This is a genomic window from Alcaligenes sp. 1735tsa3 (assembly GCF_024134565.1).
Lineage (GTDB): Bacteria > Pseudomonadota > Gammaproteobacteria > Burkholderiales > Burkholderiaceae_B > Alcaligenes > Alcaligenes phenolicus.
The window spans coordinates 579,916-606,740 of sequence record NZ_CP099862.1 but is presented as its reverse complement, the minus strand read 5'-3'; the positions used below and the strand labels follow the sequence as shown (position 1 = coordinate 606,740).

Sequence of the window (26,825 nt, the reverse complement as noted above, 5' to 3'; positions counted from 1 at the left end):
TTCATTGAGTCTGTATTCTGAGGAAATTGGCTACTTGAGCAATGCCAGTAAAGGTAGCCGTCTTCGTCAGAAGAAGGGCGCGGGGCTTTATATTGAACAAATACGCCACTATAAAGTATCAGCCAGATCAAAAAATCAGGATTCTGCTGATCTCCAATAACACTCGACAGCACGAACAACTTCTTCAAGCCCTGCTGGCTGGTGCTTTTCGGGTTTCTGTTGCTGCTGACGGAGTGCAAGGATATACCAAGGCCCAATTAACGCTACCCGAGCTTATCCTGATGGATAAGCAATTGACGGGGATAGACGCTTTGTCCTTGACCCATATGTTGCAAGGATTAAAAGCCACGGCTCAAATCCCCATCATCATTCTGGATTCACGCATGGATGGCAGCAGCGATGAATGCGTCACTTTTCTAAAGGCTGGTGCGGTTGATTACATTGGCAATCCGTATGCGGTCGATGAAGTCAAAGAACGTATCAACGTGCCCTTGCGCTGCCCCAAGCAGATGGCGCCTGCACTTGTACCGGGCAAGATGCCAAGCCAGCGGCCCAGCACGACAGCCGAAACCAGCATGCTGATCCATGCCATTCAGAAAACCATTGATGCCAATCTGGGTGCGCCACCCAGTCAAAAAGAACTGTGCGATATGTTCAAGATTTCACGTCGAAAAATCATGAATATATTTCAGCGTAATTTTGGCCTAAGTGTGAGCAGTTATATCCGATTGCAGCGTATGTATCGGGCCGAGTATTTGCTGAAGACTACGGCCTTGAAAATTGATGTGATTGCAACCGATTTAGGATTTTCCAGCCCGGCCAATTTCTCTACCGCATTCAAAACGTATGCGGGAGTGTCTCCCGGAAAATTCCGCCAAGCTATGGAGAAGAACAAACCCTATACAGAAAACACACCATGTATTCGCTCCATGGGCCCACCTGTTTTCTCATCTGGATGGTGTCCGCCGTAAATAGCAACAGGAAAAGAACAAGGTCCACAGGAGACTCGCGCCAGACTCACACAAAAATAAAACAGCCGAACGAAACAATGCCAGGAAGGTGATAAAGGAACCCGCCCTTCACGCCTCCACCGTGGCCAGATACAGAAAAAGATGGCTGCACGCCACACAAATCCGGTTTCAGAGGGTCCGCACTTGCCGCCAGGGGGCAAGGTGATAAAATCGTGGCTACTTGAATAGTTCAATTCAAAACAGATCCGGGACGACCTGGATCTGCCTTTTCAGTACAGGGACGGCCCTACCTCTTTGGCGGAGCATCCACGATGGCCCACCCTGCATCACCCTCAACTCAACTCATTACTCCCATCACCTGGCTGCGTCTGCTCGGTTCCTGGTCCATTGTTGTCCTGTTCATGATTTTCGGCGGGCAATGGCTGGGAGACTCCCTGAACGGCACCACGGCGGCCATCGTCTTTCTGGTGCTATTCGTGACCATCCTGGCGGCCTCGTTTGGTGTGGTCCGTGAAGCCGACCACCTGGCCCACCAACTGGGCGAGCCCTACGGCACCCTGATCCTGACCCTGTCCATTGTGCTGATCGAAGTTATCCTGATTGCCTCGGTACTGCTGGGGCCGGGCGACTTTCCCACCATAGGTCGGGACTCGATCTACGCCGTGATGATGATCATCCTGAACCTGATCACCGGCCTGTGTCTGATTGCCGGCGCAGCGCGCAATGGCGATCAGGAGTTCAATCGCCAAGGCACCAATACCTACTTGTCCATGATCGTCTTGCTGACCAGTGTGGGCCTGATTCTGCCCAACTACACCAGCAATGCGGGCGAGTTCAGCACCACCCAGGCCATTGGCATTTCGGTTCTGACGGGCCTGGTCTATGCCATCTTTCTGTATCTGCAAATGGGCAGTCACCGCCATGACTATGTGCAGCCCAATCAGGCGATTCAAAGCACTGACGATACGACACCCACACCGCGTGATCCCCAGGCGACTCGCGCGATGCTGATACGCAGTCTGGTGCTGATCGCCCTGATCCTGCCTATCGTCCTGTTGGCACACGATCTGGCCATTGTGACGGACTACGGTATCGCCGCCTCGGGCGCCCCCGTTGCCGTCGGCGGTGTACTGATCGCAATTATCGTATTCACCCCGGAGTCCATCACTGCGATCAAGGCGGCCATGAATAATGAAATGCAGCGCGCCATCAATCTGTGTCTGGGTGCCTTCGTCTCTACCGTGGGGCTGACTGTGCCGGTGGTGCTGATGATTGGTCTGATCACCGGCAAGCAAGTGATTATGGGCATCAGCAATATGGAAATCGTGTTGTTTCTGATCACGGCGCTGCTCAGTATCTTGAGCTTTAGCGGCAAGCGAACCTCACCTATTCAAGGCTATATGCACCTGATGGTTTTCGCGGTATTCGGGCTGCTGCTGTTTTATCCCTGATGCCACAAGAAAAGCCGGTCTTGCACCGGCTTTTCTTTCTCTATCGCTCAGAATACAAAAATGCAGAGCGCCCTCTTAACTGCCCCGCTTGCCTAACCACAAAGTCCAGCAATCACGCTCAACAAAAAACTGATTCACAGGAACTCGGGCACGGATATAGTCGATCAGTTCTTGCAGCTCAATATCGCTCAGCTCATGCAAGATAGAGCGTCCGGTACGCTGGGCCAGCTCCTGAGCATATTCCTCAAAGCTGTTGTAGTAGCGCCTGTCTTCCCACACAGTGCTGGATTGCAGAGCCACAAAGCCGGCAGCCTGCATCGCTGCCTGCACCTTAGACGTTTCAGGACGGCGTTTTAGCTCCACCTCCAACAAGCGTGGGAAACATTCAAAGAAGTAGCCTCGCAAATGAGAGGCCGAAGCAGGCTGCTGCACATCCGCCGCCGTCCGGTCTTGCACCAGCAAAGCGCCATCGGGAACCAGCAAACGCTTGGCCTCGGCAAAACAGACTTCATAGCCTGCCAGGTGATGAATCAAAGCGCGCTGAAAAACCAGGTCCACACTCTCTGAAGGCAAGCCAGTCGCCGTCGCATTCCCCAGGCGGAACTCAATCCCCGCCCGTCCAGCATTGCGTTCTTGAGCGCCGGAAATCATGGCCTGGGAAAAATCCACACCCACCACGCTACTCGCGCCCTGATCCAGAAAGGCCGAGGAATAAATCCCGCCGCCGCAGCCTATATCGGCAACACGCAAACCGACCGGGCTAATCAGAGTCTCGATAGCTTGCGCCCAGGAGCCGTCCGCCTCACGAGTGGCGTAGGTTTTACGATTCTTTTGATCATGAAAATTGATAGCCATGGGTATTCCTTACAACAGCCAAACTCAACAAGCCAAGGCTCCGATCGGGCTGCATCTTTAACTATATAAATCTTAGTGATCACTAATTAGAATGTAAAATATATTGTTAATATTTTTTTGATACTTTTTACATATCATTTAAACGCTTATGGAGCTTAGACATCTCAGGTACTTTGTGGCCGTCGCTGAAGAGCAGCATATGACTCGCGCCGCTGCGCGGTTGGGCATACAGCAACCACCACTCAGCCAGCAAATCCAGGACCTGGAGCGCGAGCTGAAAGTACAACTGTTCGACCGCAGCCCACGCCGCATCCAGCTCAATACGGCTGGCAAACTGTTTCTGGAAGAGGCCAGGCGTCTCCTCGCCCAGGCCGACGAAGCCGTGGAGCGGGTACGCAAAAGTGCCCGTGGGGAGTCAGGACGTATCAGCCTTGGCTATACCAGCTCTGCCGCCATCCACGAGCAGGTGCCGCGGTTGCTGAAAGAATTTAGCCAGCGCTATCCGCTGATTGAGATGAGCGTGGACGAAAAGACCACCCGCACGCTACTGGATGAAGTTCAGGCGCAACGACTGGACGCCGCCTTTGTCCGCGCAGATATAGACCGCTATCCCGAACTACGTGCCATTGTCCTAAGTGAAGAACACACCGTCGTTGCCCTGCCCCTGCAGCATCCCCTGGCAGAAAGCCGAGACGGAATTTATCTGGAGGAACTGCAAAACCAGCCCTTTGTGATGTATCGCCAAGCGAATGGCCCCGGTGTCCAGGACCGCCTGCTTGCCGCCTTTCAGTCGGCCGGCTTCATGCCCAAAGTGGTGGAAGAAGTGCCCAGATTGCTCTCGGCCATCACGATGGTGGCAGCGGGAAAAGGCATATCCATACTGCCGCGTTCCATGCAATTCGTACTGAATCAAAGTGTCTGCTATCGACCCTTGACAGGCCCCCATGCCTTCACGATTCCGTTGACACTGGCGTACCGCCCCACCCCTAGCGACTCCCCCTTGGGCCGCATGATCAGCTTGCTGGAACCGGCCTGATCAGCATTGATCCGGCCCTGAGCCCGAGCTCTTGTACTCGAACTCGTTCATACCATCGGCAAAGTCCACGTGTTCCCACCCCAAGCGCGTAAAAAAGCGGCAGGCACGCTGGTTTTCCGGGAACACAAAAGCCACCCATTTACGACATGGGGGATGGCCCGGCCAAGCCAATACCGCTTCCAGCATGGCTCCGGCCTGACCATTGCCGCGTAATGGCGGCGCAACGGCAATATCGGTAATTGCATGTGGCAGATTTCGCCCATCTCCCCAGGCACACCCAATCAAACCAATGGGCTGACCGTTCTGCTCGGCAACCAGCTGGACGCCATCGCTTTGGTTCAACACGTGCTCCAGCCACTCCTGATCCAGTGGCCCCAACTCGCGGTTCAAGTCCTCGTCCTGGAACCATTGCTGTATCCAGTCCCAGTCCGTCGCACGAATTCTTCTGATTTCCATCGCTACCCCGTTTTGAGTTGTCCGCTGCAGCTTGGAGCAGCCCCAGACAAAAACGTTCGAGACCAGCCTCATTCCAAGGCGGAATGACGCAACAAATTTTCCAGCCAATCCGCAAACACCTGAAAACGACGCGACAAGTGTTGGCGATGCAAATACAGCAAGGACATGGGCATGGGAGCGGCACGGTGATCCGGTAGTACCTCCACCAATTCACCTGATTGCAAATGCGCCTGCACATCGTAAGCAGGGATCTGAATTAGCCCCAAGCCGGACAGACAGCAGGCGATATAGGCCTCGGCATTATTCACCGTCACACGACCTGGCAGATCCAGCACCTGACGCTTGTCGTGCTCCATCCACTCCCAAGGAGCCACACGCTCGCTGGTGGGCGAGGCATAACGCACCACTTGATGGTTTTCCAGATCCGTTGGCGTCTGGGGCATGCCATAACGGGCAAGATAAGCGGGGCTGGCTACATTGATCAAGGGCAAGCTGCCCATTTTTCTGGCGATCAGGCCCGAATCACTTAGGGGTCCCACTCGCAGCACACAATCCACCTGCTCCTCAATCAGATTCACCTCGCGGTCCGTCACGCCCAGATGCACATGGACATGCGGATAGCGCTCCAGAAACTCCGGCAGCGCAGGTGCCACAATCAGGCGGCCTACCCGCCCCGGCACATCCACCTTGATCGTGCCACTAGGCCCCACACTGGCTTGGCGAAACAGGTTTTCGGTTTCCTGCACATCGGCAATCACGCGCAGACAGCGCTCGTAAAACGCCGCACCATCTTGCGTGACTGTGACTTTGCGCGTGGTGCGATTCAACAGGCGAGCCCCCACTCGCCCTTCCAGCTCCTGAATGGCGGCCGACACCGAAGAGCGCGGCATACCCAAGGTATCCGCCGCGCGGGTGAAATTGGCACACTCCACGACCCGCGTAAAGATGCGAAACAGGTCAATGCGGTCCATAGCTTTCTCCCGATAAGCAGCAGCAAAAACACGGGCAGAACTGCTAGACCCGGTTGACTCAAGCGGCGGTGCGTATTGTTCGTTTTTTCAGACAAATGATGTCAGAACTAGATGATTTAAACAATTTCAGCGACTTATATCATGAAAAAACGAAAAGGCTTGCAGCCCGCAGCCCACACTAGCAAGGAGTCATCATGGCAAAGCACAGCATCAAAGGTAAAACCGTTCTGATTGCAGGCGGGGCAAAGAATCTGGGCGGCCTGATCGCCCGCGACCTGGCAGAGCAAGGAGCGCGCGCCATTGCCATTCACTACAACAGCGACAGCTCCAAAGCGGATGCCGAAGCCACCGTCAAAGCCATCCAGGCAACTGGTGCACAAGCCGTCGCCTTCCAGGCCGACTTGCGTTCGGCCAGTGCCATGGAAAAACTGTTTAGCGATACCGTCGCCGCAATTGGCCGCCCTGATATCGCCATCAACACGGTGGGCAAAGTACTGAAAAAGCCACTGACCGAAGTGAGTGAAGCCGAGTACGAGGAGATGAGCGACATCAACTCCAAAACTGCTTTTTTCTTCCTGAAAGAAGCCGGCAAACACGTACAGGACAATGGTAAAGTCTGCACCCTGGTCACATCCCTGCTGGGTGCCTTCACCCCCTTTTACGCCGCGTATGCCGGCACCAAAGCGCCGGTAGAACACTACACCCGCGCCGCCGCCAAAGAATATGGCGCACGCGGTATTTCCGTCACGGCGGTGGGCCCTGGTCCTATGGATACGCCCTTCTTCTATCCAGCCGAGGGGGAGGATGCCGTAGCCTATCACAAGACCGCGGCCGCCCTGTCCCCCTACTCCAAGACCGGGCTGACGGACATTGAAGATGTCGTGCCCTTTATCCGTCATCTGGTCAGTGACGGCTGGTGGATTACCGGCCAGACCATTCTGATCAACGGTGGTTACACCACCAAGTAAGAAGGCAAGCCAGTGTCTGAGCCTGCAAGATCACTGCTTCGGGCTTGAGCACTGGCTTTTCTCAATACCTGCGCATGGATGTCCAAAAGGCATCCACAAGTGGGAATGCCAGCCAGAACGTAACCGCGTTCAAGCCCGAGATTCCTGATACGGGTTCTCGAAAATATCTTCTACGGTCTGCTCGAACAAGGCACTAATCTTGAATGCCAAATCCAGGGACGGTGCATGTTTGCCCGTTTCCAGCGCATTGACCGCCTGCCGGGACACCCCCAAGCGCTCCGCCAAATCTGCCTGCGTCCAGTTCGCCTCGGCCCGCAATACACGCAATCGATTTTTCATTTAATCGCTAGTCCGGACAAAGGGTGAAACTAGAGCGAACACCGCCCAAAAGAAGGGGTAAATCAGCCAGGCAGGAATATGGGGCGCAGCGGCGTAGGTTTCCCCAAAGCCCCAGGCGGTCCACAAGGTCAAGGTTGCGCCTGAGGCCAGCACAAAACACTTGGCCACGATCACCCGCACGAACTCATCGCTTTTCGCCATCAAGCGCAAGGTGGCCCAGACTTGTCCGGCCACAGGCAAGGCGACGGCTATGGCAATCAGCCAACCAACAGGCCGACCGAGCAGGCTGTCGAACAGCCCCAGAATGGTCAAGGCATTGACCAGGATATACACGCCCATAAAGAGCAAAGTGCGAATCAGATAGCTGCGACCTGGTGACGGCGCAGAGGGGGAATTACTGTTGGCAAGCATGGTTAAGCACCTGAATGTAAAGTAAACCTGACTTTATAGAAGTCAAAACTACTTGTCAATAAGTAATGTTTACTTTACATTTTTGAATATAGAGCCAGTCGACCAGCAAGCATTCCGATTGGCTGGCTGGTCTATTTGGGCCTACACGTTCTGACCATAAAAACGAGATTTGCAGCTGGCACCTGCGCGCGTTGCTACCCCCCAACACGCAGCCTGGATATAAAGCCACTTGAACAGGCAAAGTTCAAGACCTGCCCGTGTAGCCTAGCGTCGAGGGAGATTGCCCAAACCGCGCCTGAAATAGACGGCTGAAATGAGAGAGGTCCTTGAAGCCACAGGCCATGGCCACTTCGGTCACCCGTTTAGGTTTCCCGCCCTCCAGCAAACGGTAGCTCTGGATCAAACGCTGCTCCCACAGCCATTGCATGGGTGTGGTCGCTTCAAGCGCAAAGAGCCGATACAGAGTGCGAGTCGCCATGGACGAAGCACGGGCAATCTGGTCCACATCCAGCGTATCCTCATGCAAATGTGCACGCATATAAGCCTGAACCTGCTCCAGCCGCCGCTCCTGACGAGTGCCCCGAGAAAGCGCAGGAGCGTCAGACTCGAATACCGCGGAGAAGATATCCAGCACAGAAGCCGTCACACGCTGATCCATACCGTCCGCTGCTGCCTCCCCCATACCAAGCAGTTGCTTGACCAAGGCGCCAGCCATCGGCCCCAGACGCGAGTTGGCTGCAATACGACGCGCTGCCAGATTGCCCACCGAGGGCAAGCGCGATGCCAATAAGGGGCGGGGAATCATGACCATGGCCGCGTGAGCCAAAGAGCCCAGCTCCAGATCAAAAGGCCGAGATTGATCCTGAAGTACCAGATCCCCTGTTCCCAGGCTGACGTAGCGTCCGTCCTGGCTCAGTTGAATATGACCATCCAGCATGAGCCACAGCATGAAACAGTCGCGCTGATCTTTACGGATATCGGCCTGCCGTCTGCTCACCCGTATCGCCTCCCCCTGAGGGGTGGCAGACCAGATGCTGCTCAGGCCCAAACCACCAAAACTAGTGAGGGTGACCCGCGCCTGAAACTGGGGCCGGGCAATCTGGCTGCACTCGGTCTGTGAAAACTGCCTGCAAGTGACCTCGTGCCAGTGCTCAAAGCTGTCTCCGGGCTTGACCGCTATGATCGCTGTCATAGGTTCAGTCTCCATAATCGGGGCTATCTGCACCGATGGATTAATCGTTTTTCAACAAGATTACGTCCATTACCCAAAGACAGACAAGCCCTGAAAATACCAAGCCTCAGCTCCCTGCCCGTGTACTGTCCAGGATGGCAGGCACAGTCAAAAAAAACGTAAAACTGGCAGTGGCAGCCAAGCCAAAACTGCGCCACCCTCCTACTCTACAAGCGTCTATGACACCGGCAGCGGCAATACCAAATACACAGTCGCCCGGCCGTGAGCAAACCAAAGGAGAATGAAATGGCTATTCAGATTGATCAAATCAACCCCAGCAGCACGGCGGTCATTGTGATCGACATGCAGAACGACTTCATCGCACCCGGCGCCCCACTGGAAACACCCATGGGCATGGAGTTGATGCCCCGCCTGCAAAAACTGCTGGGCCACGCTCGCCAAACTGGCATGGAAGTGATCTTCACCGCCCACGCCCACCGCCGCAACGGCTGCGATATGGGCCTGTTCGGAGAGATTTACCCTCCGATTCAAAACCAGGTGGGGCTGGTAGATGAGACAGCGGGCGTTGATATCTACCCCGAAGTAGCCCCACAGGGGGACGAAGTCGTCATAAAGAAACACCGTTACAGCGCGTTCTTTGGCACCGACCTGGACATCATCTTGCGTACTCGCAAGATCGACACCGTTGTCATCACCGGCGTGACCACTGAAAACTGCTGCCACGCTACGGCTCGCGATGCCATGTTCCATGGCTACAAAGTGGCCTTTATCTCTGATGCCACAGGCACCTACAACTACCCGGATATGGGCTTTGGGGCGATTCCGGCTGAAGAAGTACACCGCGTCACCTTGGGGGTGCTGGCAGTATCCACCGCGCATGTCATGACGACGCAAGAGCTGATTCAGAAAACCAGGCAAGAAGTATGAGCACGGTCAGAGCCCGCATACCTTAAGGCGTCAGGACGTGAAGGACCCAGGCAGGCCTTGTGAGCTATCCAATTGTTAGAGCTCAGTTCACAAGGCTCATTTTTACTTATCTTGCGCCGCTATCAGCTGCGCCAATCGCTGGATGGAGAGCGGTGCACAGCCTTCCGCATCATTGCTGATCGTCACGTACGCCGCCTGCCCTGCCCCCGTGATCCCGCGAATCGTGCGCGCCAGCACAGTGCGGGTATGCACGTCCTCGCTGACAATGGCATCGAAGGGGGTATGCTTTTTTTGAGCATCGGCATAGCCATAAGCACCAAACTCCCGGTTCAAGTTCCAGCGACACACCAAGGGTCCCGGCCACAAGGCGCGCAAGACAGGCAGTTGCTCCTCAATCGGCGGCATCTTGCCATGCAGCCCCAGACAAAATGTCGCGCCATTGGCCTTGAGCGTATCGACAAGATGTTGAGTCAACAGCTCTGGATCTCTTACCTCTACCGCAAGCACCACCTGTGAGCCTTGCGGCAAAGCCTCACGCGCCGCTGCCAGCATCTGCCCCAACTTGTCGAACAACTCTGCCGGACGATTCAACCAGCCCCAGGACAGAGGGCTTAACTGGAAGACCAAGACGCCCAACTTGGCACACAAGCCCTCGACTGCAGGCTGCACGAACTGCTCTACAGCCAGACGAATATCCAGAAAGTCCGGATTAGATTTGCGTACCTTGCCCTGCTCATCACGAACTTGGGCATCCGTAATCATGGAAGGACATTTCACAACGAAGCGGAAATCTTCATCAACCTGAGCGGCATAGGCGGAATACTGCGTGACCGTCAAAGGACGCCAGAAGGTGCGATCCACACAGACGGTGCGCATCAAGGGATGCTGGTGATAGGCCTCCAAGCCGTGTTTGGACAAGATGCTCGACTCGTACTCGCCATCCCAGATCAAGCCTTCCCAACCGGGGTAGGACCAGGTGGAGACACCGAAACGCAAGGTTTCAGGAAGCTGAGCGGCCAGATCGCTTAGCTCCAGCGCGGAAGCAGCAAGGCTGACTTTGGTGATTTTGCGTCGGGAAGGAGCAGCGGGCTTTGAGGCGGGTGGCTGGGGAATGGCATCGCCGAAAAGATCTTCTTGCATGCTGGGTATAGTGCCATGGGAATGAAGTTAAGCAAATGCCGGCTCAAAATCCACCAGATCCGTATAAGCATGAATGGCATCGCGGCCATCCGTATCACGAACAGTAGATTTTGGGCGAGCCCCGCCCAAAGATGTTCCTTGCCCAAGCAAGCACTGCAGACTCTGCTTGCTTTCCGTCCCGTCCTCCAAGGCACGCGCAGCCTGTAAGACCCGATCCAACTCCAGCAAAGGTGGTGCGCGCCGAATGACCCGCTCCCCCATGAGCCAGGGGCCGCATCCTCCAAAACCAGAAAAAACGTATTTTGAGGATATTTCCCCCCGAGGCTAATTGCAGGTCAGAAGAGAGCATAAAAAACGCTCGCACTGAAGCCCAAGTGCCCCTCAAGGTCCGAATGCTTGGCAAATCGTGTCGCCATCAGAAACCTTCCAGCTTGTCAGGATTCACAGAGTCCGAATCATCTTGTAGCAAACTCGATTTTTATTATTTTCGACGAAATCCTGGCTTTATCACTATATTCATGTTTTTTTTAAAGCTCTAGAACAAACGAAATTACTATTGTCACACCCGTCTATGGGGCGTTACGCAAGCTCTTCTCACTTTGGCAAGCTGACGGCCTACGAAGATGGCACCCAGCGCAATTTTATTTTTGATGACTATGCCAACGTACAGTTCGCCTGGCGCTATCCTCATTTGACGGAGCATGTGCTGTACACGGCGCAAGTCGTGACACATGCCGTCCATGGTGGAATGGCCGAAGAAGCTCGCAGTCTGGTTATCTTCCAACGCGCCCAGGAAAAGCTGAAAAAAGTGCTTGAAATACCTGATCAAGACACCAGTCGGGTCATCCGCTCTCTGATAGGAAACAGCTGACACGTTTCCGGGAAGTTGAAACAGGCCTATCCACAACTGGAAAAGCAGGAGCTTGCGGAGCGTGTTGTAAAGGCAGTGCGCTTGGCATCCGAGGAGTGAAAACCAGCAACTGCCAGGAGATAGACCAGAACTAGCCTAAGAGCCACAGCCTTAAAGAGGTAAAAAGAAATGAGAGGGGTTTGCATCACAAGCAAACGATCCCGAGAATAGGGGAGCACCATGCTCCCCTTAGCAGCCAACATGACGTGTGTCTGCTCCGTTCATCCGCCATTATTTAGCAAGAGAGTCCAAGAACGATAACAAAGCTGTATTCACCTCTTGCGCGCGTTCCGTTTGAATCCAATGCCCGGCCCCATCTAAAAATATCGCTTGTCCCATTGCTTGCGCAGCTTCACGAAACCCGGGGAATTGCAATACAGTGTCCAGATTCCCACCGACATATGCTGCAGGAACCGGTAAAGCCATGCCATTCCATGCTGCCGTATCTTCCCAGTTACGCTGAAAGACACGATACCCGTTCAAACCACCGCGAAAACCCGAGCGCTTATAGGCGGCCGCGTAAACATCCAGATCATCTTCTGACAGAAAGCTCATCGCATCTTCTGGCTCGGGCAAGGTATCTACCAAGGTACCACCGCCGGGAACAAGCATCAGAAAAGGCGCTTGAGGGTTCAACCCCGAGTTTGCGTAAATCAAGCGGCGTAAGCTTCGCTTCACGTCCCGCTCCAGGTCGTGGTCCGCTACGCCTGGGGCCTGAAAATATTGCATATAGAAGCCAGGTGGAACAGCGCCCTCAAAGGCCTCCAAAATGCTCAAATCACCGCGAGGGATATAAGGGACAGACAACCCCATTACGCCACGCACACGATCTGGACGCATCAAGGCCGTGTGATAAGCCGTAGAGGTGCCAGCATCGTGCCCCACCATGACGGCCTTCTCAATCCCCAACGCATCCATCAAACCGATGACATCACCCACGGTCTGCATAACACCATAACTACCCACCTCCGCAGGAGCCTCTGACTCTCCATGCCCACGCATATCCAGGGCGATAGCACGATAACCCGTCTTGGCCAGCGCAGGCAGTTGATGACGCCAGCTATACCAAAGCTCCGGAAATCCATGACAAAAAATAACGGCGGGCCCGCTTCCTGCCTCTACATAGTGCAGGCGAACGCGATTAACCTCGATATAGTGATGACTTAATTCACTCACACTTTTTCCTTAAAAAACGATCATACAAAGGCAGTCCCCGACTCCCCCTGCCCCCAACTCAGGGCTGCAGGGCCACCTAGCCGTTGGGGAAAAGAAGAAATTTTTCGCCAGTACCACGCCGGTTGCACAAAGCAATCGTCTCGGGCTGCAAAAGCTCAACCATAGAAATCGCTTGGGAGTAGTGGCTGTGAAACGTCGTGGTCAGTCCGGCCACAATGCGCTCTTTAAGCCGTGCAACCCCTTGTGGCCCCATCCTGCGTAAAAACGCCCACAAAACCCAGCCGCCCATTCCCCACGCCATACCGAAATTACGCTCAAAGCGAGTCGGGCCACTTTCCAGGCCGCCATAGAGGTAAACCTGCTTGTGCGTCGTAGAACCGTAGCGGCTGTACTGCCCACCCGCACGCGACAAGACAGACTCCATGGCACCGAGGATCTGCCCGGCCAGGGTGCCCCCTCCTGTCGCATCAAAGGCCAACGTAGCCCCCGTCGCGGTAATGGCCTGGATCAAGTCATCGTTAAACGTGTCCGAGCTGGAATCGCATACATGCACAGCCCCTTGAGCACGCAATAAATCGGCCTGTTCAGGCTTGCGTACGATATTGACCAGCCCCACACCATCCTCCAAACAAATGCGATTCAACATTTGTCCAAGATTGGACGCCGCTGCGGTATGCACCAAGGCGGTATGCCCCTCACTGCGCATGGTTTCCACCATGCCCAGCGAGGTCAAAGGATTCACAAAAGCCGAAGCTCCTTCCTGTGCCGTCGTCCTGTCTGGCAGAACCAGACACGCCTGTACGGGAACACAAGCATATTGGCTATACATGCCTCCTCCAAACGCAGCCACACGCTTGCCATCCAACTGACGAGCCTGTTCTGACTGCCCCGTTGCCACCACAATGCCTGTGCCTTCATAGCCCACCGCAAGCGCTTGCCCAAGCCTGCCTTGCAAACCTGGCATGGCCGCCTCAGGGATATCGGCTAGTAGGCATGGATAGCCTTCACGTTCTACCAACCGGACTGTGCTCATGTCAGCGGCAGCAAATAACAGCCCTAGATCAGACGGATTGACTGGGGCAGCGTCAATCCGAATCAAAACCTCCTCCGGCCCTGGGGCGGGAACGGGCTCATGAGCCAGAAACAACTCCAGTTGCGCATCCGCATTGACCAGAGAGCGCAATTGAAGATAGCCAGACGTGCGTTGCTTATTCATACAACCTCGGTAGTTCGATTAACCTCAGCCCCACAGCGTCAGACTTCTGCCATGACGGTGTTACGTAGAGTTCCTGCCGTGGGAATCGAAATGAGCAACTCATCACCTGGAACTAGGTACTGCCCAGTAAAAGCCCCCACCCCAGCTGAAGACCCGATGATGATCACATCACCTGGCTCCAGCAAAAAAGGTTGTGACACGTACTCAATCAAACTTGCGAAGTCAAAGTACAAGTCATCCATGGTCAGACGCTGCCGCAACTCACCATTCACGCGTGTTTCCAACACCAGATCAGAGACAGGCCCCACTTCATCCAAGGTCGTCAACCACGGCCCGAAGGAGCCGCTCTGATAAAAATTCTTGCCCGCAGTAACCTGCTCGGAATGCAATTGATACGCTCGAACCGAGCCATCGTTATAGCAAGCAATTCCGGCAATATGCTCCATGGCGTTTTCCTTGGAGATATAGCGCCCGCCACGGCCGATAATAATGGCCATCTCCCCTTCGTAATCCAGCGTTGGAGAGGCTTTGGGCACGACTACAGCCTGCCCATGCGCCACATGACTGGAGGGGGCACGAAGAAACAAACGGGGGTACTTGGGCTCAGGGATTTCCGCCTTGAAGTAGTCTGCCGCTTCCTTTGCATGGCTTTTGGTATTCAGTCCCACGCCGATAATGTGACCTGGGTTAGTAACAGGGGAAAGCAGCTCCACCTCGTCCAGCTGATAGTCCGGCCCATCATCTTGATGTGCCTGGGCCAAATGCAAACCCATACCTAGCAATGTCTTCAGATCCGGGATACCCAGACGACGTTTCAAGTCAATCAAAGACGAACCCACCACAATCCCGAACGACTCCACGCCGTTATATCGATAGCTTGCCAGTTTCATAGCATTCCTATAATCAAGAGTTCAGTGCTTAAACACTCAACACATCAGTTGCGAAGCAGGATTTCCATCACGGCCGGATCAACGGGCTCTGGCGGCACGGGGTAACGCATCAACACTTCCTGCTGCGTCCCGGCGCGCAATTTAGCCAACATGGCATCTGCATCAAATACTTGACCAATCGGATTGGTATCCATGGCCCCGGACTTAACGAACGCCATGAACTCTTCAATGGTTTTCTGGTTATCTACCTGCATTTCGACACGGTTACGGTCTGGGTCTTCGTAATAGATGGACATGGTTGGACCATGGTTGATAGTTAAAATCGGAACAACGCCCTTAGCCTTTAAGCGATCGTACGTTTCCAGCAGGTCCGACAGGGTCTCAAAGGTAAAGGCGATGTGCTCCAGCCCCACCACACCTGACGGCCGATCAACCATGCCGGGGACACGCACCACCGCCAAGCGGTGGTGCTCAGAGTCAAAGGTCATAAAGCAAGTCATCCCGTCTCGATGAGCAACATAGGCGCTCAGCAAGTCCTGATACCAATCACACATTTGCTCATATCGTTCATCGGAGCGCAGAACTACATGGGCCAATTTCTTGGGTTTGATACCTGCCGAGCTGGTGGCGGGCCCAGCCGCTGTCGAGCAAGACTGATCTGAATTCATGGCTTTCTCCATCATGTTGACAAACTCCCCAACCGCAGCGGCCGCCGAGCCGCCAGTCTTGGGATATTGCTGAACCGCCTCAAGAGCGGCTTCGTGAAAATTCTCGGCATCGGCACGTCCATGCCATAAGACGTGGCCATCAGGGCGCACCAGGACGGCACTGCCCGACGCAAATATTGGCGAAGCAGACCGGCCAGAAGCCGAAGAACACAAATGCGCCAAACCGATGCCGGCTTGCTCCAGCGTTTTCTGTCCCTCGGTTTCCCCTGCCTGCAAACCGCACAACAACAAGGTGTATTGGTGCTTGGCGTAAGCATCCAGGCTGGAATGTGGCGACTGCTCGGCAGTGTCTAGCCATACATGTGGCAAACGGGTACCAGCTTGCAGTACTGGCACGTAATCCGTATCGCTATCGTGGGTGACATGCTCCCCGTAGCAATAACCAATCTCTATCTCCAGGGCATCAAAATGTGGGCGCTGGGCAGCAATGGCAACATCAATCCGCCGTTGCTTTTGCTTAGCTTGCTCGGAACCGCTGTTCAAGCCGAAATCGCGACGGGGGGTAGGTGGCCGCTCCACGACAGCGGGATCAGCTGGTATCAAAAAGGGGGCTTCAATAGCGTCCTGCACTTGCAGCAACTTCTGAAAGTTGGCGACGCTATGTGCACAATTGCGGGCAGCTACTGGCAAACGCTCTGTTTCATAGGTATCCAGCAAACCATCATCAGCCTCACCACGCACTACCTTTGCCAACTTCCAAGCCAGGTTATGAGCATCTTGGGCCCCTGTATTCAAGCCCAAACCACCAGTAGGCGGGAATCGATGAGCAGAATCACCTACCAGGAAAAAAGGCCCTTTGCGGAACTGCGTGGCCACTTGCGCACTCATGTTCCAGGAACTGACACTGACCAGCTCCAATTTGACCTCCGGATCGCCAACGGCCCGGCGAGCCAGCTCCAGCATGACTTCGCCCGAATAGGCTTCACGCGCGGCACCAGGTGGCATCACGCACATAAACGCCCAGGTCTGGTCCAGGTCATACGAAACAAAGATTCCAGGCGCATCAGGGTTGGCAACAAAGTGAACCGGGCCCGTGTCCTTGCCTAAATAGCGATTCAAGTCGCCTTTGAAATAACAGGTGGCAAAACGAGCAATCGAAGGAGGACCAATCATGTCAATGCCCAAGGCCCGGCGCACAACGCTACCGGCTCCGTCACAGGCCAGTACATAATCAAAACTTTCTTTTCTTGTGTGCCCCTCACTATCCTGAATAGAGAGCACTGCCTTCATGCCATCTACGACAGCATCGAGCACCTGCTGTCGAAACAGCACATCCCCGCCCAAGCCCCGTAAATGATCCAGCAAAATCTTGCCGTAAATATGCTGGCCCATATTCAAGGTACGCACCGGGCTGGCTTGACGGCGAAACGCCTTTTGTTGCTCATTGCCTTGCAAGGGCAAACAACCAAAGCGGGTACCGGCCAGCTCGGAAGACCAGGTCACACAGTTCATCCTCTCTTCCTTGGACGCCGCTGCTGCCATGCGCTCAAACAAACCCAGCTCACGTAATATCTCGCACGTGCGTGTATTCACCACATGGGCTTGCGGCAATGCTGCAATACCCTCAGCCCGCTCCAGAATCGTGGTCTGAATGCCTTGTTCACGCAGCAAAATCGCGGTGAGCAGCCCTGCTGGGCCGCCACCGACGATTGCCACCTTTTTATTATTAGAAATACTCATTGTCTCCACCTCAATCAATACACTGAAAAATGATTGGACCCAGCGCCGTCAGACAATACGTGCCGCATCTTCAAACGACAGCCTGGGACCACGTGGGTAATTACCAGCTGGATCGGGATAACCCAGATTAATCAGGAAGTCGGACTTGAATCGGCCTTCTGGAAAAAACTCCCGATCCAGTGCCTGCGGGTCAAATCCGCTCATAGGCCCGGCCCCCAGTCCCACCAGACGGGCAGCCAGAATCAAATAAGCACCTTGCAAGGTGGTATTGCGCACGGCAGTGTCCTGCGCCAACTGGGCATTCGATGAGAAAAGTTGCTGCGCATGAGGCACCGCTGGAAACTGGGCAGGCAAGTGCTCAAAAAACTGGCTGTCCCGAGCAATAATGGCCGTTACGGGGGCGAGCATGGTTTTTTCCACATTGCCTTCCATCAGCGTTGAGGCCAAACGGGTCTTGGCCTGGGTAGAGCGTACAAACACCACGCGTGCCGGTTGGGTATTCATGGCCGTTGGCCCCCATTTGTACAGATCGTATAAGCGCCGAAGAACAGCGTCATCAACCCCGCGGTCCTGAAATTTGTTTGTCGTACGGGCTGCCAGAAATAACTGGTCTGCGGCGAAATCGGGCGTCAATGTATTCATCTCAATATCTCTTATGGAAACAAAAAACGGGCGCGGGTGGCGCCCCGGTCAGCTTGCGCTCAAAGGCTGATCTGCCCCTGGCCTTTTAGCCCCAACATGGCACGAGCCTCTGCGGGTGTTGCAATCTCCAGGCCCAATCGCTCCAGTACCTCACGAATCAGGCTCACTTGTTCAGCGTTGGAACGTGCCAGTGTCCCCCGCCCGACCGTCAAAGAGTCTTCCAGACCTACCCGGACATTGCCGCCCATCAAGGCCGCCTGAGTCACCAAGGGCATTTGATGACGGCCTGTCCCCAGTACAGACCAGTGGTAATCGTCACCGAACAGCTTGTCGGCGATACGCTTCATATGTGTCAGGTTTTCGGGGTCAGCACCAATTCCGCCCAAGACGCCCAACACAAATTGAATGAAAGGCGTTTTGACAAAACCACGGTCAACAAAATGTTTAAGCGTGTAGAGATGGCCAACGTCATAGCATTCAAATTCAAAACGTGTTCCTAAAGGCTTGGCCACACGCTCAAATAGCTGTTCGATATCACCGAAGGTATTACGGAAGATCGCATTACGAGAGGCTTCCAGGTATTCAGGCTCCCAGGCATGACGCCACTCTTTGACTTTGTCCAGAATGGGGAAAAAACCAAAATTCAAAGAACCCACATTGCAAGAGGCCATTTCTGGCGAGAACGTCAGGGCCGCTTCCAGACGCTGGTCCAAGCTCATGGTGTGAGCCCCACCCGTCGTGATGTTAATGACAGCATCACACTGCGTATGGATAGGCTCCAGAAACTGCCGGAATACAGCCGCACTGGGCGTAGGCTTGCCGTTTTCCGGGTCGCGTGCATGCAAGTGCAAGACCGCTGCACCCGCACGGGCGGCGTCAAGTGCCTGCTCGGCAATCTGCGCGGGCGTAACAGGCAAATACGGCGACATCGTCGGCGTATGAATCGAGCCAGTTACGGCACACGTGATAATGACTTTTCTGGACATAAAAAACTCACATAAAAAGGACACTGGACTTCATTCAGACTTTGGCAGGAGCAAGTACACCTTGGTTAAGCGCTGCGCTCTGAACCTGAGCCGGGCGCAACAAGAAACAAGCCAAGGCTGGTAACAAGAGCAAGGCACCCAACATGTTCCACAAAAACATGAACGCCAATAAAATGCCCATATCAGCCTGAAACTTGATCGGACTCAACACCCAGGTTGCGACGCCTGCTGCCAGGGTCACACCCGTTAACATGACCACTTTTCCGGTAAACAAGAGTGCTCGGTAATAGGCTTCAGATAAGCTCATGCCCTCGCGCAACCGTGCCAAAAGAACGGACAGGATGTACAAGGCATAATCCACCCCGATTCCCACACCCAGGGCAATAACTGGCAAGGTAGCAACCTTCACTCCCATGCCCAGAGCAACCATCAGGGCCTCTGCTAACAAAGAAGTCAGCACCAGCGGTAGAACTGCCACTACGACCGCCCGCCAAGACCGGAATGCAAGATAGGCCAGCAGTACTACTGCGCTGTAAACCAGCCACAACATCTTGCCCCAAGCATCTTGCACAACAATATTGGCCGCCGCTTCTATCCCCGCCGAGCCTGCAGCCAGCAAGAACTGTGTGTCCGAAGTGTTGTTCTGATGCGCGAACGCCTCGACATGAGCCACCACATCGGCCAGGGTGCGGGCCTTGTGATCCTTCAAGTACACATACATCGTCAACAAACTGCAGGCGTCGTTGTACAAACCACGAGGCGCATTAGCCGTCACGGAGTTGATGCTGTCCTGGCTGGGCATCAGCTCGTACCATTTGGGATTGCCTTCATTTAGCCCCGTCAACATGCGCCGGTTCAACAAAGCCAAGGTATTGGTGGACTCCACGCCTTCTAACTGGCGCAGACTCCACTCCAGTTCATCCACCTTTTGCACCGTATCAAGCTGCGTACACTGCCCCTGCGGCGTACGCACCATGACGGCCAGCACATCACTGGAGGCACCGTAGGCTGCATTAATAAAAGCGACATCCCGGTTGTAGCGACTGTCAGCCCGCAACTCAGGGGCACCGGGGTCCAGATCGCCAATAGACAGCCGGGTACTCAACGTGGCCCCAAAAAGAAACATCAAACCGGCAGCAGCCAAGGCCCACCGAGCCCAGCGACGCTGAGTGAACTTGTCCAGAAACACCCATAGCCGCGCCCGATTCTGATCGGACTCCTCGCTCTCAGCGGTACGCAGACTACGTGCAGCTGCTGTTGGACTAACGCCGGTATAACTGAGCAACACGGGTAGCAAAATGAGATTGGTAAAAATCAAAGCGGCCACACCGATAGAGGCTGCAATGGCCAGCTCCCGGATAGACTGAATATCAATCACCAGCAGCACGCCGAAACCCACGGCATCAGCCAGCAAAGCAGTCAACCCAGCCATAAACAGGCGTCGAAAGGTATAGCGCGCCGCTATCAGACGATGCGTCCCCCGACCCATATCCTGCATGATGCCGTTCATCTTTTGCGCCCCATGGCTCATGCCAATGGCAAACACGAGAAACGGCACCAAAATGGAATAAGGATCCAAGGAATATCCCATCAACGGCAACAGCCCTAACTGCCAGACAACAGCAATCAATGAGGTGGCCACCACCAACAAGGTCGACCGTACGCAACGCGTGTACCAAAACACCATTGCGCCCGCGATCAGCACAGCGAACACAAAAAAACCCAGGACGTAACTGACGCCATCAATCATGTCTCCAGCAATCTTGGCAAAGCCGGTCATATGGACATGTACGCCCTTGCTTTCGTACTTGTTACGCAAGTCTTCCAAAGCTTGCGACAAGCGCCGATAATCCAACGGCGCGCCGTTGGCATCCTTATCCAGCAACGGTACAAAGATCAGGCTGGAGCGAGCATCGAATGCGACAATCTGGCCGATTTCTCCCGAACGAGCCACATTAGCCGCCAGCTCCTGCAAGCTGGCAGCCGAGCCGTTGTAGCCATCCGGAATCACCGGACCACCCTCCAACCCCTCTTCTGTTACAGCTGCCCAACGGGTCGCGGGTGTCCAGAGACTGCGTAGTCCTTGCCGGGCAACGCCGGGCAATAAATACAGTTCATCATTCAACTGTCGCAGCGTATCCAGGTACACAGGGTCATAGATATCGCCTCGAGGATTTTCCACAGCGACACGAATTGCATTACCCAGCCCGTAGAGCTGTTTTTCATAGCTCAGGAAGTTCTCAATAAACGGATGGGAAGTGGGAATACTTTTTTCAAAACTGGCCGTCAGCCGTAATTGACTAGCCTGCCAGCCCAAAAACAAGGTCACGATCGCACACAGCAGCACCACGATGCGCCGGTGGTTAAACAATGCACGCTCCACCCGAGACCCCGATGTGGCATCAAATTGCGACAAGTCCCGCAGCACAGGCAATATGTAGGAAGAATCAGACTTCATGGACGTGTTCTCATTTCTTTCAAAGACACAGGCAAACGCAGTACGCCCCCCACGCCATAAGCAATCACACTGCCATCAGGCAGGACCAAGGTCCCAGACAAAGGCGGCATGGGCTGGGTGAGCAAGGGAGCCATCACGCGCCCATCCGCGCTGGCGTACAGTTGCCCTGCCTGACTCGTAATCAGCACTGAACCATCGGGAGCTGAGACGGCGGCCGGCAGGGACGCCTCGGGGGCCCCTGCCACACGCGTCCACGTCGAGCCGCCATCTTGTGAGTGGAAAGCATTGCCGCGCAAACCTACTGCCATCAACCCGCTGTCATTCAAGGCCAGGCCGAACCAACTACCCTCATAGGGACTTTGCAAAGCCTGAAAACGACGCCCCTTATCCCTGGAGACTTGCATCAAGCCTTGCTCTCCCCCAATAAAGACCTCTTTGCCTCGGGCCTGAATGGCGTACAGATGTAAACCGCCTGGGTTATGCAAGCGATCCATGGCATCGTTCCACGTCAGCCCACCATCACGGGTTTCGAAAAACAGGCCATAAGCGCCTACAACATAGCCGTGCTGAGCATCGACAAAACACAAGTCAAATAAAGGAGTATTACCGGCATCACTCGCCAAACTCCGGGCTACTCGAAGCTGTCTGGCGGCGGCCTCATCCTGCGGGTCGCGGCGCAAGCGCAGTTCCGCTGCTTGAACAGCCACCTGCGCCAGGCCTCGCCCATCAGTAACCAGCTCCCAACTCTCTCCCCCATCCGTAGTCTGCAAAATAACGCCGCCATGCCCGACCGCCCAACCATGATGCGTATTTGTGAATTGCACTGCGGTTAGCGTCACGCTCACCGGGACATTCCGTGCTTGTCGCCAGTTCACGCCACCGTCATCAGACAAGGCAATTACCCCGCGTTCACCCACGGCCACAATTCGCCCATCATCCAGCGCAGCAGCTAACAAAACGCTGCGCTGTACGGCTTTAACCGCCAAGGCAGGCCGATCCAACGCCGGGAACGCCGACTCAGCATGAGCGCTAGCAATGCTCAAAGATGCCAGCCCCAACGCCACCACCACCGGCCAATAAGTTCGCTTCTTCATCATGTCTCCATGCAACGCCGCTCTGGCTAAAGCCAGGGGCGTCAGCGCACGCCCTCCGCTGCCATCGCATCGGGCGTAAACATGAAGTCACGGTACTGTGAGGACTTGGGAACATACATACCGCGTCGTTCGTTCGGAAAACCCGTGACATACGAAGCGCCGTTGGTCAGGTCATAAACCCCCCAATTCACCTGCTCTGTGGCTGGAATATCAGACATCACCATGGGTAAGCCATAGGGCACTCGGGCCAATTGACCGTTCGCGTCGTAACGCTCGGCAATCACAGCGTCCCAACTATCCTCATCAATGTAGTAACGGCTCTTGGGGGATGTATGGCGCTGCCCATTTTTCAGCTCAGCCTCCACCACCCAAACACGATGACGCTCCCATCGCACATGGTCCGGATTGATATGCTTGTCTCCCAACAATTCGCGGTCTGTCTCAGGTTGCAAAATCCGGTTGGTGTTGTAGGGGATGTACATCTCCTTCTTACCTAACAGCTTCCAATCAAAACGATCCATGCGTCCGGTAAACACGCCGACCTCATCAAAACTGGCAATACCCGCCGAAAAAGGCGTGGGTGTGTCACAGCACGAGTTGGGCAACTTACGCACTCGCCGCTGCCCCGTCAGATAGACCCAGGTAGCAGATTTGGACTCATCCAGATTCATCCGTCCAGTGATTGCCTCTCCGGCCCGAATAGCTGGCCCTTTGGTCAAGGAGCGGATCATGTAGTATTCGTCATTAAATTTGTCTGGGGCCTGAGAGTAGTACGGCATCCACATCGAGTTTTCGGCATCCAGCACATTGATCCACTGCCCATCCGAAGTCAGTTGATATCCTTTGGCTTCCAGATACCAAGCGTCACCACGCCAGCGAAGTTGATGGTTCCACATCACCTCCAGGCCCGATTTGGGTATAGGAAATGGCACTCCTCCGTATGCCCCCTCAGGCAATAGACCGGCCGCTCCCTCTTTTAACTGCGCATTGACAGCATTACGGGCGGTATTGTCATAAACCCATTGCGGCGCAATGGCCGTACGGTGAGTCTTGTAGACATCGAGTCGGAACGTTTCGGGGTACTTCTGAATCAGCGCCTTCGTACCCTCTGTTAAATAATCCGCATGCTGGGCCATATTCTTGGCATCTACCGAGAACAACGGTTTCTCGTCAGCAAAAGGGTCCTGCCTGCGCCCTTGCACAATTCCGGCATTGGGCGTGGCTGCCCCAGTCCAGGCAGGGATGCTGCCATCCTGATTACCTGCACGCTCTGCCCCCATGGGCGTTAGGGTCGTCCCCAATGCTGCGGCTTCTTCGGGGGGGACGGCAGCATAGCTACCTGCCGTGGCTAAAGACAGCACCAGCATCAGTGCGGATTTGAACTGCATCGACTTCATGGTGTATCTCCAATCAAAAGGAATAGCGCAAAGAGGCTGCGATAAAGTCGCGATCTCTAAGGGACTGTTGCCAACCAAACACCCCGTCAGAACTCATGAAAGAAGAGGAAGGCCCGTAGTAGTGCGTATATGCCAGTGTGAAACGCCAGGCGTCGCGAAAGCTGGCATTAATGCCAATGTTTATGTCCCCGCCCCCTTCAGGTGTCCAGGCGTTCGGGCTGCCTGCCGCCAATGGGCGGGAACCTTTTGGCGCCCAACTCATACCCATTGGCACGCTGATATCCACGCCGGGAAACACGTTGCGGTACATAGGCTCGAAGACAAAGCGCAGTTGAAAGCCGTCGCGGGTGCCCCGCACATCGGCCGCATCCGGGTTTTTTGTGATCTTCAACACGCGGTTCCAGGCCGCTTCCGCCGTCAGGTTCGCCTCACGCCAGAGCGACGTCGCCGGCAAAGAAGCAATCGTGGAAATATTGATGTGTGCCGTATCACCCACGGCATAAGCGGGGTTGTGGCGATTATTGCTGAATGGCTCACCGGTCAAGGCACTGGCATCAATGCCCCGGTTGGTCGCCAGATCCTGGTTATGACGTATCGAACCTTCAATCGCAATATTGAAGTTATCGAAGGTCCGGCTGGCACTGGCACCCACTGCGGTAATCGCCTCCTGGTATGCCAAGTAGTAGCCTGTTGGCATAGGCCCTTGTGGCGTTACACCCAGGACGGGGATCACTTGCGGAGTTTTGCTGTGATAACGGATGGCATACAAGCCCAAGTCTGTTTCATCCAGACGCAGCTTCAATTGCAAGCCGCCCTGCCCAGAGTTGCGTGCCCGGGCATCCGCCAAGCGTCGTGCGGGCGGCAAGCCTGGCGCAACCATCAAGGTTTCACTACCCGCCGCTGTGTCGTTATCAGAGAAATAAGAGCCTGCCAGCGGAACCTTGCTTTCAGCCCATTGGAACTGGTAGTACGCACCCACAGACACTTGCGGACCGAGCTGAATCTGCCCTGAAATTTGCGGTACTGGACGGATCGCTTCCTTGAACTGCGTACCCGGCACAGAAGCCAGTTTGACGGCATCAATCGGCATTTGTCCGCCGGCAATGGCGTTAGCGCCAAAAAAGAGACTTTCTCCCCAGATCAGGGAATGCCGACCCGCACGCAGCGTAGCCGCGCCATTGTCCATATCAAACTTGCCAAACACAAACGCGTCGAGCAGTTCCACATTACGGCCATGCTTGACCCGGACATCATTCGTGAAACGGTTGTAGGCCACGGAAGTCTGATTGGGAAAGGCGCCCCCTGCCAGACCTGGATTGTCATTTGACTCGTTGTAGACGCTGTCGTAATAGGCCGCCCCACTGACCCGCAGGCCAAAACGACGCTGCCACATCACGTCCATCTCGCTGAACAAATCCAGTCGATTGGAGATCAGTCCACGACCAAAATTACGGTTGCCATCGTCATTATTGGGATTGGACAACAAGTCCGACGAAGCTGACTTCAGGCGAAACGCATTGCTGTACTTGACGGTCGTATCCCACCGCACCGTCATATCGGGATTGCCGACATCAATTTCGAAGCCTTGGGCAGGCACGGCAAGCGCAATCCCTAGCGCTAGCGCCCCCCCTCTAAACGCACAGAGGCGTTTTAATGCGCGGCGATCGTGCGCCGTCAGCGTTTTCTGTCTCACTTTGTCTCCTTTATCGCGCCGATGCTGGCGCTTGGCAGTGTTCCGCGACCTCTGCGTGTCGCTCTACACCGTCCTTTTTCCCCACATCGCACGTAAAAGGAGAATGAGCCACCTAATAACAGACGATTAAGGATTTTGTATGGTAATTCCTATTTTATGGATTTTCAACAAATAAAATCGATAAAAATAAAATATACCCACTTTTATGGAGACAAGAGCCAGTTTTCATTTTTTGTCGCAGGTGTCGCCCGCTCCTTGCCGCCAGACGCAAAGAACCCAAAAACAAGCAAAAACAAAAGATTGATTTGTCGTACTCGCCACTTGCTACAAACTGAACAAACAAAAAAAAACCCACCTTAATGGTGGGCTTTGACATATAAATGGGTCCCGCGACATACGGGCAGGTGATAGGTAAGGGGCCTAAGAATGCTACATCGACTTGTCATCGACAGCCTCGGCATCGACCGGGAATGCCTTGTCGAAAGCCAGAAGGGCAAACTCTGCAGAACGGGCAAAGTGCTCAGAAATCAGCTCCTGCGCCAAGGGCGCATCACGGGAAATCACCGCATCAGCAAGCTGTTTGTGCTCATCCAGGGTAGCCCGGTCTTCAAGCGTGGTATTACGCAAAGACAAGTTGTGATAACGAGCTAATTTCTCACGTACTAGACGACACAACTGAAGAGTCGTAGGCGACTGACAGCCCGCCAGCAGGGACTCGTGAAACGCATTATGCGCAAGCAACCAATCGTCAAACAGCTCGGGGGAAGTAGGAATCGTGGTTTTGGACAGCCGATGATAATGGCTGACCACATTGGACTCCCAATCGATACCACCACGCTCAATCGCACGGCGTACGGCAATGCAGTCCAGATCGATCCTCGTCTGGGTCAGATCTTGCAGTTCCTCACGCGAAACGGGCGCAACACGAAAGCCCCGCTGCTCCTGAAACTCGACCAGCCCATCGCTCGTCAAGCGCGACAAAGCCTCACGAATGGCAGTTGCGCCAATTTCGTAGCGTTTACCCAGCGCTTGAATGCGCAGACGTTGTTCCGGCAGCAATGCCCCTGTGACAATATCCGCACGCAGACGCTGAAAAGCCAGCGTTGTTAGACTGCTGGAAGAGGAGGAAGACAGCTCGGCAGTCCCCATGGTGTGTACGACTTAACATTACGATACGCACCTAAACACGTATCGTTGGTTACAAGACCGCCGGGAAGCGGCGGCGGCACGAATTATCG

General features: G+C 54.7%; 24 protein-coding genes. 6 read left to right on the top strand and 18 right to left on the bottom strand.

Going from position 1 to position 26,825, the window contains the following annotated elements; translation table 11 throughout:
* Positions 1 to 92 precede the first annotated feature (92 nt).
* Positions 93 to 971 carry a DNA-binding response regulator gene (locus tag NIZ92_RS02770; RefSeq protein WP_035271274.1) on the top strand — a complete coding sequence of 293 codons (879 nt, stop codon included), beginning with the start codon at positions 93 to 95 and terminating at the stop codon, positions 969 to 971.
* A gap of 311 nt (positions 972 to 1,282) precedes the next feature.
* Positions 1,283 to 2,422, top strand: coding sequence for a calcium:proton antiporter (locus NIZ92_RS02765; protein ID WP_035271275.1), 1,140 nt, complete (start codon positions 1,283 to 1,285; stop codon positions 2,420 to 2,422).
* 75 nt (positions 2,423 to 2,497) lie between these two features.
* Here the strand turns inward: NIZ92_RS02765 and NIZ92_RS02760 are convergent, their stop codons facing one another.
* On the bottom strand, positions 2,498 to 3,277 hold the full coding sequence (locus tag NIZ92_RS02760) for a class I SAM-dependent methyltransferase (RefSeq protein WP_083054190.1): 780 nt from the start codon (positions 3,275 to 3,277) through the stop codon (positions 2,498 to 2,500).
* A 148-nt stretch (positions 3,278 to 3,425) separates the two neighbouring features.
* On the opposite strand from NIZ92_RS02760, the gene NIZ92_RS02755 reads away from it, so the two are divergent.
* Positions 3,426 to 4,313, top strand: coding sequence for a LysR family transcriptional regulator (locus tag NIZ92_RS02755; protein WP_301555093.1), 888 nt, complete (start codon positions 3,426 to 3,428; stop codon positions 4,311 to 4,313).
* Here NIZ92_RS02755 and NIZ92_RS02750 read toward each other — a convergent pair whose 3' ends face one another.
* Together NIZ92_RS02750 and NIZ92_RS02745 are read right to left on the bottom strand one after the other, a co-directional pair.
* Positions 4,314 to 4,769, bottom strand: coding sequence for a GNAT family N-acetyltransferase (locus NIZ92_RS02750; RefSeq protein WP_026485000.1), 456 nt, complete (start codon positions 4,767 to 4,769; stop codon positions 4,314 to 4,316).
* A gap of 68 nt (positions 4,770 to 4,837) precedes the next feature.
* Positions 4,838 to 5,740 (bottom strand): LysR family transcriptional regulator, encoded by a 903-nt coding sequence (locus tag NIZ92_RS02745; protein WP_009461145.1) that lies wholly within the window; start codon positions 5,738 to 5,740, stop codon positions 4,838 to 4,840.
* 194 nt (positions 5,741 to 5,934) lie between these two features.
* On the opposite strand from NIZ92_RS02745, the gene NIZ92_RS02740 reads away from it, so the two are divergent.
* Complete coding sequence (locus NIZ92_RS02740) at positions 5,935 to 6,708, top strand: SDR family oxidoreductase (RefSeq protein WP_060186257.1); 774 nt, start codon at positions 5,935 to 5,937, stop codon at positions 6,706 to 6,708.
* Positions 6,709 to 6,837: 129 nt separating this feature from the next.
* Here the strand turns inward: NIZ92_RS02740 and NIZ92_RS02735 are convergent, their stop codons facing one another.
* The 3 genes from NIZ92_RS02735 to NIZ92_RS02725 all read right to left on the bottom strand — a co-directional run bounded on the left by NIZ92_RS02735 (position 6,838) and on the right by NIZ92_RS02725 (position 8,650).
* The gene (locus tag NIZ92_RS02735; RefSeq protein WP_060186256.1) at positions 6,838 to 7,047 is read right to left on the bottom strand and encodes a helix-turn-helix transcriptional regulator; all 210 of its coding nucleotides are present in this window, start codon (positions 7,045 to 7,047) and stop codon (positions 6,838 to 6,840) included.
* Entirely contained in the window at positions 7,048 to 7,458 is a 411-nt protein-coding gene (locus NIZ92_RS02730) for a hypothetical protein (protein WP_251196521.1), read from the bottom strand. It lies immediately after the preceding gene.
* Positions 7,459 to 7,702: 244 nt separating this feature from the next.
* Entirely contained in the window at positions 7,703 to 8,650 is a 948-nt protein-coding gene (locus NIZ92_RS02725; protein WP_254002666.1) for a helix-turn-helix domain-containing protein, read from the bottom strand.
* A 285-nt stretch (positions 8,651 to 8,935) separates the two neighbouring features.
* Between NIZ92_RS02725 and NIZ92_RS02720 the strand changes: the two genes are divergently transcribed.
* Entirely contained in the window at positions 8,936 to 9,577 is a 642-nt protein-coding gene (locus NIZ92_RS02720; protein WP_254002665.1) for a cysteine hydrolase family protein, read from the top strand.
* Between the two features lie 102 nt (positions 9,578 to 9,679).
* On the opposite strand, the gene NIZ92_RS02715 is transcribed toward NIZ92_RS02720, so the two are convergent.
* Complete coding sequence (locus NIZ92_RS02715) at positions 9,680 to 10,717, bottom strand: DUF72 domain-containing protein (RefSeq protein WP_254002664.1); 1,038 nt, start codon at positions 10,715 to 10,717, stop codon at positions 9,680 to 9,682.
* Positions 10,718 to 11,273: 556 nt separating this feature from the next.
* On the opposite strand from NIZ92_RS02715, the gene NIZ92_RS02710 reads away from it, so the two are divergent.
* Positions 11,274 to 11,588, top strand: a complete 315-nt coding sequence (locus tag NIZ92_RS02710) for a hypothetical protein (protein ID WP_152602605.1) — start codon at positions 11,274 to 11,276, stop codon at positions 11,586 to 11,588.
* Between the two features lie 270 nt (positions 11,589 to 11,858).
* Here the strand turns inward: NIZ92_RS02710 and NIZ92_RS02705 are convergent, their stop codons facing one another.
* The 11 genes from NIZ92_RS02705 to NIZ92_RS02655 form a co-directional block, all read right to left on the bottom strand.
* Positions 11,859 to 12,803: an alpha/beta fold hydrolase gene (locus NIZ92_RS02705; RefSeq protein WP_254002663.1), complete on the bottom strand. Its 945-nt coding sequence runs from the start codon at positions 12,801 to 12,803 to the stop codon at positions 11,859 to 11,861.
* A 76-nt stretch (positions 12,804 to 12,879) separates the two neighbouring features.
* Entirely contained in the window at positions 12,880 to 14,019 is a 1,140-nt protein-coding gene (locus tag NIZ92_RS02700; RefSeq protein ID WP_035271292.1) for a zinc-binding dehydrogenase, read from the bottom strand.
* A gap of 38 nt (positions 14,020 to 14,057) precedes the next feature.
* Positions 14,058 to 14,909 (bottom strand): fumarylacetoacetate hydrolase family protein, encoded by an 852-nt coding sequence (locus NIZ92_RS02695; RefSeq protein ID WP_254002662.1) that lies wholly within the window; start codon positions 14,907 to 14,909, stop codon positions 14,058 to 14,060.
* Between the two features lie 44 nt (positions 14,910 to 14,953).
* Positions 14,954 to 17,317: an FAD-dependent monooxygenase gene (locus NIZ92_RS02690; protein ID WP_254002661.1), complete on the bottom strand. Its 2,364-nt coding sequence runs from the start codon at positions 17,315 to 17,317 to the stop codon at positions 14,954 to 14,956.
* A 48-nt stretch (positions 17,318 to 17,365) separates the two neighbouring features.
* On the bottom strand, positions 17,366 to 17,959 hold the full coding sequence (locus NIZ92_RS02685) for a malonic semialdehyde reductase (protein WP_254002660.1): 594 nt from the start codon (positions 17,957 to 17,959) through the stop codon (positions 17,366 to 17,368).
* Between the two features lie 59 nt (positions 17,960 to 18,018).
* Positions 18,019 to 18,945 carry a 3-keto-5-aminohexanoate cleavage protein gene (locus tag NIZ92_RS02680; protein WP_035271296.1) on the bottom strand — a complete coding sequence of 309 codons (927 nt, stop codon included), beginning with the start codon at positions 18,943 to 18,945 and terminating at the stop codon, positions 18,019 to 18,021.
* Between the two features lie 34 nt (positions 18,946 to 18,979).
* A complete protein-coding gene (locus tag NIZ92_RS02675; protein ID WP_052159356.1) occupies positions 18,980 to 21,403 on the bottom strand; it encodes an RND family transporter in 2,424 nt (807 codons plus the stop codon).
* The gene (locus tag NIZ92_RS02670; protein WP_254002659.1) at positions 21,400 to 22,500 is read right to left on the bottom strand and encodes a YCF48-related protein; all 1,101 of its coding nucleotides are present in this window, start codon (positions 22,498 to 22,500) and stop codon (positions 21,400 to 21,402) included. Before NIZ92_RS02670 ends, NIZ92_RS02675 begins: the two co-directional genes overlap by 4 nt.
* 38 nt (positions 22,501 to 22,538) lie before the next feature.
* On the bottom strand, positions 22,539 to 23,894 hold the full coding sequence (locus NIZ92_RS02665) for a DUF1329 domain-containing protein (protein WP_035271299.1): 1,356 nt from the start codon (positions 23,892 to 23,894) through the stop codon (positions 22,539 to 22,541).
* Between the two features lie 13 nt (positions 23,895 to 23,907).
* Entirely contained in the window at positions 23,908 to 25,587 is a 1,680-nt protein-coding gene (locus tag NIZ92_RS02660; protein ID WP_235332482.1) for a DUF1302 domain-containing protein, read from the bottom strand.
* A 429-nt stretch (positions 25,588 to 26,016) separates the two neighbouring features.
* Positions 26,017 to 26,736: an FCD domain-containing protein gene (locus NIZ92_RS02655; protein ID WP_052159357.1), complete on the bottom strand. Its 720-nt coding sequence runs from the start codon at positions 26,734 to 26,736 to the stop codon at positions 26,017 to 26,019.
* Between the last annotated feature and the right edge of the window lie 89 nt (positions 26,737 to 26,825).

Bases quoted from the DNA above. Each gene is read 5' to 3' on its own strand.
- NIZ92_RS02765 (WP_035271275.1), top strand. From the start codon at position 1,283: ATGGCCCACCCTGCATCACCCTCAACTCAACTCATTACTCCCATCACC.
- NIZ92_RS02760 (WP_083054190.1), bottom strand. From the start codon at position 3,277: ATGGCTATCAATTTTCATGATCAAAAGAATCGTAAAACCTACGCCACT.
- NIZ92_RS02755 (WP_301555093.1), top strand. From the start codon at position 3,426: ATGGAGCTTAGACATCTCAGGTACTTTGTGGCCGTCGCTGAAGAGCAG.
- NIZ92_RS02750 (WP_026485000.1), bottom strand. From the start codon at position 4,769: ATGGAAATCAGAAGAATTCGTGCGACGGACTGGGACTGGATACAGCAA.
- NIZ92_RS02745 (WP_009461145.1), bottom strand. From the start codon at position 5,740: ATGGACCGCATTGACCTGTTTCGCATCTTTACGCGGGTCGTGGAGTGT.
- NIZ92_RS02740 (WP_060186257.1), top strand. From the start codon at position 5,935: ATGGCAAAGCACAGCATCAAAGGTAAAACCGTTCTGATTGCAGGCGGG.
- NIZ92_RS02735 (WP_060186256.1), bottom strand. From the start codon at position 7,047: ATGAAAAATCGATTGCGTGTATTGCGGGCCGAGGCGAACTGGACGCAG.
- NIZ92_RS02730 (WP_251196521.1), bottom strand. From the start codon at position 7,458: ATGCTTGCCAACAGTAATTCCCCCTCTGCGCCGTCACCAGGTCGCAGC.
- NIZ92_RS02725 (WP_254002666.1), bottom strand. From the start codon at position 8,650: ATGACAGCGATCATAGCGGTCAAGCCCGGAGACAGCTTTGAGCACTGG.
- NIZ92_RS02720 (WP_254002665.1), top strand. From the start codon at position 8,936: ATGGCTATTCAGATTGATCAAATCAACCCCAGCAGCACGGCGGTCATT.
- NIZ92_RS02715 (WP_254002664.1), bottom strand. From the start codon at position 10,717: ATGCAAGAAGATCTTTTCGGCGATGCCATTCCCCAGCCACCCGCCTCA.
- NIZ92_RS02700 (WP_035271292.1), bottom strand. From the start codon at position 14,019: ATGAATAAGCAACGCACGTCTGGCTATCTTCAATTGCGCTCTCTGGTC.
- NIZ92_RS02695 (WP_254002662.1), bottom strand. From the start codon at position 14,909: ATGAAACTGGCAAGCTATCGATATAACGGCGTGGAGTCGTTCGGGATT.
- NIZ92_RS02690 (WP_254002661.1), bottom strand. From the start codon at position 17,317: ATGAGTATTTCTAATAATAAAAAGGTGGCAATCGTCGGTGGCGGCCCA.
- NIZ92_RS02685 (WP_254002660.1), bottom strand. From the start codon at position 17,959: ATGAATACATTGACGCCCGATTTCGCCGCAGACCAGTTATTTCTGGCA.
- NIZ92_RS02680 (WP_035271296.1), bottom strand. From the start codon at position 18,945: ATGTCCAGAAAAGTCATTATCACGTGTGCCGTAACTGGCTCGATTCAT.
- NIZ92_RS02675 (WP_052159356.1), bottom strand. From the start codon at position 21,403: ATGAAGTCTGATTCTTCCTACATATTGCCTGTGCTGCGGGACTTGTCG.
- NIZ92_RS02670 (WP_254002659.1), bottom strand. From the start codon at position 22,500: ATGATGAAGAAGCGAACTTATTGGCCGGTGGTGGTGGCGTTGGGGCTG.
- NIZ92_RS02665 (WP_035271299.1), bottom strand. From the start codon at position 23,894: ATGAAGTCGATGCAGTTCAAATCCGCACTGATGCTGGTGCTGTCTTTA.
- NIZ92_RS02655 (WP_052159357.1), bottom strand. From the start codon at position 26,736: ATGGGGACTGCCGAGCTGTCTTCCTCCTCTTCCAGCAGTCTAACAACG.